The sequence below is a fragment of the Amycolatopsis sp. NPDC059027 genome, from assembly GCF_042739735.1.
In the GTDB taxonomy this organism is placed as follows: domain Bacteria; phylum Actinomycetota; class Actinomycetes; order Mycobacteriales; family Pseudonocardiaceae; genus Amycolatopsis.
The window spans coordinates 83,365-88,267 of the sequence record NZ_JBHYIK010000027.1 but is presented as its reverse complement, the minus strand read 5'-3'; the positions used below and the strand labels follow the sequence as shown (position 1 = coordinate 88,267).

Sequence of the window (4,903 nt, the reverse complement as noted above, 5' to 3'; positions counted from 1 at the left end):
CGGTGTCTCTGTGCTATTCTCTGTTTTTCTGGTGTGTTTTGTTGTTTTTTTTTCGGGCCGGCTCCCGCCCCCCCCCCCCACACCCGCCGCTCCGCAATCCACAAAGGACACACCAGGCGGTCACGGCCACCGCGCCACTCGGCGTCGTTCAGTGGACCTGGCGATCCGCGTCGTCCCAGTACTTCCGGCGCAGCTCGCGTTTGAGGATCTTGCCCGCGCCCGACACCGGCAGCGCGTCGACGAACTCGGCCGTGCGCGGGGCCTTGTAGCCCGCGATACGGGTCTTGGCGTGTTCGCGGACCGCTTCGGCCGTCAGCGTGTGGCCCTGCTTGAGCACGACGACGGCGTGGACGCGTTCGCCCCATTCCTCGTCGGGCACTCCGATCACCGCGCAGGCGGCCACGGCGGGATGCTGCGCGACGGCGTTCTCGACCTCCGCGGAGTACACGTTCTCGCCACCGCTGACGATCATGTCCTTGATCCGGTCGACGACGAACACGTAGCCCTCGTCGTCCATGTAGCCGCCGTCGCCGCTGTGCATCCAGCCACCGCGCAGCGCGTCGGCGGTCTCGGCGGGCTTGTTCCAGTAGCCGAGCATGACGTGCCCGCCGCGTGAGCAGATCTCGCCGACCGTGCCCCGGGGAAGCTCGACACCGTCCGGGTCGAGGATGCGCACTTCGGAATGCGGTGCCGCCCGTCCCGCCGAGCGCAGCAACGATGTCTTCTTGTGATCCTCCGGGCCGAGCAGCGTGGTGACGGGGGCGAGTTCGGTCATGCCGTACGCCTGGGTGAACGCGGCGTTGGGGAACGCCTTCATCGCCCGTTCCAGCACGGCCTGCGGAATCGGGGACGCGCCGTAGACGATCCGGCGCAGGCTCGTGGTGTCGTACTCGGCGAGCGCCGGATGGTCGACCACCAGCTGGATCATCACCGGCACCAGCAGGGTGTCGGTCACCTGATGCGTGGCGACGGCCTCGAGCACCGCGACCGGGTCGAACGCCGGGATCATCACGTGCGTCGCGCCGAGCAGCATGGCGGCGCCCCACGCCGCGAGGTCGGCGGCGTGGAACATCGGCGCGGCGTGCAGGTAACGGGCCTCGGGGGCGAGCACGCACCCGCTGGCGACCGAACCGAACGACGACGTGAGCAGGTTGGTGTGCGAGAGCATCACGCCCTTCGGGAAGCCCGTCGTGCCCCCGGTGTAGAACAGCCCGGCCAGCTCGTCACCGCCCCGCCGCGCGTCCTCGATCGGCTCGGCCGCCGCGATCAGGTCCTCATAGGACAGTGTGCCCTCCGGCGCGGGCCCGTCACCGCAGTGGATCACGGTGCGCAGCCCGGAATAGGCGTCCTTCAACGCGGGGAGCATCTTCGCGAACGCGTCGTCCACGAGCAGCACGTGACTGTCGGAATCGTCTAGGGAGTAGGCGATCTCGGCCGGGCTCCAGCGGATGTTCACCGGGTTCAGCACCGCGTTCGCCCACGGCACGGCCAGCAGGTATTCGTGGTACCGGTCGGAGTTCAGCGCCAGCATCGCGACCCGGTCGCCGTCGCCGACCCCGAGCCCGCGCAACGCGCTCGCCAGCCGGGCGACCCGGTCGGCCGTCTCGCCGAACGTGCGTTTCCGGTCGCCGAAGACGGTCATCGCCGCGTCCGGGGTTTGCTGGACGGCGCGGTGCAGCCCCTGCGTCAGGTACATGACACGTCTCCTCCAACAGGACCGGCACGGGGCGTTTGTGAATCCCGGCAAGTGACATTCGCCTCACGATGACCTCGTGAGCAGGCTCTGTCAAGCGGTGTTGTGAGTCAAGTGAATGACCGATAGCCTCGGCTGGTGGAAAAGAGCGCGCTGGCGCGGGGGAGCAGGCCGCGGAACCGGCGTGCGCTCATCGTCGCCGCGGCTGGTGACCTCTTCGCCCGCCGTGGCTACGCGCGGGTCGGGATGAGCGAGATCGCGGAGGCGGTGGCCATCGGGCCGTCCGCGCTGTACCGCCATTTCTCCGGCAAACAGGACCTGCTGCGGGAGGTGATCACCGAGGGGCTTGTGCCGATCCGGGACACGCTGTCGGCGCCGGACCGCCGCGGCAGGGCTGCGCTGCGTGCGCTGGCCGCGCTCGGCGTCGAGCACCGGCCGCTCGGCGTGTTGTGGCAGCGCGAGGCCCGGCACCTGGCCGACGGCGACCGCGCGCGGCTGCGGCGTGAACTGCGGGAGATCGGCGCGCTCGCGGCCGGGCACGTCCGGCTCGCGCGCCCCGGGCTCGACGACGGAGCGGCCGCGCTGCTGGCGTGGTCGGTGGTCGCGGTCGCCGCGAGTGTTTCCTTCCACCGCGTCGATCTTTCCCGCGTTCCCGCCGCGGACCTGCTCGCCGGGCTCGTCGACGCCGTGCTGGACACCGAACTTCCGGGTCCCGGCGAACGCTCGCCGGACGCTTCGGCGGCGGGGATCGTGCCCGCGTCGCGGCGGGAGGCGTTGCTCATCGAAGCCGTCCGGATGTTCGCCGAACGCGGTTACACCGGCGTGGCCATCGAAGACATCGGCGCGGCCGTCGGCATCGCGGGGCCGAGCGTTTACCACCACTTCCCGACCAAGCTCGACGTGCTGACGACCGCGTGCCGTCGCGGGATCGGCCTGCTGTACATGGATCTCACCGCCGCCTACACGGCCGCGTCGAGCGCGCCGGACGCACTCCGCGCGCTCATCCGGTCCTACACCCGCTTCACCCGGGTCCACCCCGCTTTCGTGACCCTGCTGATCAGCGAGATCGGCCACCTGCCAGGGGACGAACGGCACAGCGTGCGGCAGGCGCAGCACGACTACGTCAGCGAGTGGGTGCATCTGCTGGGGTTGACGCGCCGGGACATCGATCCGATCGCCGCCAGGATCCGGGTCCACGCCGTGCTTTCGGTGGCCAACGACGTGGCGCGCACCCCGCGGCTGCGTCGCGGGCGCGGAACCCCGGCGGCGCTGGAACGCGTCGCCGCCGGGATTCTCGGGATCGCCTGAAGCCGGGCGCGTGCCGCGGGCAGACCGCGCCGGACCGGTGGCGGCCGGGTCCGGGCCGCCACCGTCGGGGATCAGGCGTTCTGTGCTCCGTTGTAGACCTGCCAGGCAACATCCCGGTAATAGGCGAAGTACGAATCGCCCCAGCTGCCGAAATAGCTGGCTGTCTGCACGGAGGAACCGTCGTTCTGGTAGTTCACGATGAACGCGCCGCCGCTCGCCCCGCCGGACAGGCCGTTGCAGTTACGGATCTGGACGCCGCCCTGCGGCCCGTCGTAGGGCTGCCCTTCGCACCACACGGCGTAGTTCTTGTCGCCGGGGAGGCCGATTCCGTGCGCGTAGCCGTTGGTGGCCCAGTTGAACCCGATGCCCGAGCCGCCGACGACGTCCTGCACGTGCCGGTTCCCGTTCCCGCCGGTGCTCAGCACGATGAAGGCGTTGTCACCACCGGCGCCCTTCTCGTCGATCCGCCAGCCCATCGACCGCCAGTTCCACCAGCCGTAGGGCGCGGTTCCCTGGTTGTAGGCCGGTGCGAAGCGGAAATTGGTGTAGGTCTGCCCGGTGCCGATGTCCATGACGCAGTGCCGGCCGGTCGAGATGACGTCGTGATTGTTGCTGGTGACGACGTTGGCGGAACAGATGAAGTCGCCCTTGCCCGGCACGGTGAAGGCGAGTCTGCCCATGGTCACCCAGATGCTGGCCGCCGCCTGCGTCCCGGATCCGGGCTGGGGCGGGGTGGCGTGCACGAATCTGGGCGTGCCACCGGGTTCGGCCTGCCGGGTGGCCCCGGTGGCGGCGGGCGGGTCGATCGGTTTCGCGTTCGCGAGCCGTTCCGGGGTCCAGTAGGAGTCGAGCCGGGCGGCGGAGGTGTGGTTGACCGCGGTCTGGACCACCGAGGTCGCCGCCTGTGCCTGTGCGGCCGGGACGAGTGCCGTGAGGAGGGCCGCGCAGGCGGCCACGAGCGTGATTCGGCGCATGATGGTTCCCCTTGGGAATGTGAGGAGCGATCGATACGGGACGAACCGTGCCGGCGCCGGACGGCGAGCACATCGTGACACGGGGGACGCGGTCCCACGATATTCCCTCGACATTCCTGTCCGGAAACAGACAACGTTGTCCCCCAAGAGGAAGAACTACGACGGCCGAAAGGAAACCACAGATGACCGGAGACGAGTTCCTTGCCGCGGCGCGCATCGCCGCGCGCCTGCTGCGCGAGCCCGCGGTCGCGGCGGCCTGGGACGCGCCCAGCGCGCTGCCGGAGTTCAGCGTCGGCGGCCTCGCCGGGCATCTCGCCTATCAGGTCTTGGCCGTGCCGGAGGCATTGTCGGGGCCGGTGCCCGAAGAACCGGTGATCACCCTGCTCGACCACTACGGCCGGGTGGAGTGGATCGGCGCGGGGCCCGAGGCCGAGATCAACGTCCGCATCCGTGCCGGGGGCGAGCGCGTCGGCGCCGAAGGGCCGGAAACGCTGGCCGAGCGGATCGATGCCACCGTCGCCGAACTGGCGGACGCCTTCGCGGTGGGGGAGGACCGGCCGGTGCGGATTCCGTTGTGGGGACCGTGGTCGCTGCGGCTCGGCGATCTGCTGGTCACCAGGACGATGGAACTGGTCGTGCACGCGGACGATCTCGCCGTCAGCGTGGGAGTCCCGACACCGGAGTTCTCCGACGGCGCGGTCACCGCGGTGGTCGCCCTGCTCTCGCGGCTGGCCGTGCGCCGGCACGGCGGGACGGCCGTGGTGCGCGCGCTGAGCAGGGCGGAGCGTGCCCCGGCGACGATCGCCGCCATCTGAACGCGCTCCGAAAAACACGACGCGCGGGGGGCGGGCCGGCCCGCGCCCCCCCCGCCGCCGCCTTAATAAAAAACATTCGGAAGGCCCCCCCCGAGCCCGCGGCCGCGGCGAGC

The 4,903-nt window shown here is 70.5% G+C and carries 4 protein-coding genes; 2 read left to right on the top strand and 2 right to left on the bottom strand.

The window, feature by feature from the left end; genetic code table 11:
• Positions 1-148: 148 nt before the first annotated feature.
• On the bottom strand, positions 149-1,696 hold the full coding sequence (locus ACFWY9_RS20285; RefSeq protein WP_378339551.1) for a long-chain fatty acid--CoA ligase: 1,548 nt from the start codon (positions 1,694-1,696) through the stop codon (positions 149-151).
• A 135-nt stretch (positions 1,697-1,831) separates the two neighbouring features.
• Between ACFWY9_RS20285 and ACFWY9_RS20280 the strand changes: the two genes are divergently transcribed.
• Complete coding sequence (locus ACFWY9_RS20280) at positions 1,832-3,001, top strand: TetR/AcrR family transcriptional regulator (protein ID WP_378339549.1); 1,170 nt, start codon at positions 1,832-1,834, stop codon at positions 2,999-3,001.
• Positions 3,002-3,072: 71 nt separating this feature from the next.
• On the opposite strand, the gene ACFWY9_RS20275 is transcribed toward ACFWY9_RS20280, so the two are convergent.
• On the bottom strand, positions 3,073-3,975 hold the full coding sequence (locus ACFWY9_RS20275; protein WP_378330700.1) for a hypothetical protein: 903 nt from the start codon (positions 3,973-3,975) through the stop codon (positions 3,073-3,075).
• A 182-nt stretch (positions 3,976-4,157) separates the two neighbouring features.
• Between ACFWY9_RS20275 and ACFWY9_RS20270 the strand changes: the two genes are divergently transcribed.
• Positions 4,158-4,790, top strand: a complete 633-nt coding sequence (locus ACFWY9_RS20270) for a maleylpyruvate isomerase N-terminal domain-containing protein (RefSeq protein WP_378330699.1) — start codon at positions 4,158-4,160, stop codon at positions 4,788-4,790.
• Positions 4,791-4,903: the final 113 nt, after the last annotated feature.

Excerpts from the sequence above, each read along its gene's own strand:
- ACFWY9_RS20275 (WP_378330700.1), bottom strand. The coding sequence starts at position 3,975 with ATGCGCCGAATCACGCTCGTGGCCGCCTGCGCGGCCCTCCTCACGGCA.
- ACFWY9_RS20285 (WP_378339551.1), bottom strand. The coding sequence starts at position 1,696 with ATGTACCTGACGCAGGGGCTGCACCGCGCCGTCCAGCAAACCCCGGAC.
- ACFWY9_RS20270 (WP_378330699.1), top strand. The coding sequence starts at position 4,158 with ATGACCGGAGACGAGTTCCTTGCCGCGGCGCGCATCGCCGCGCGCCTG.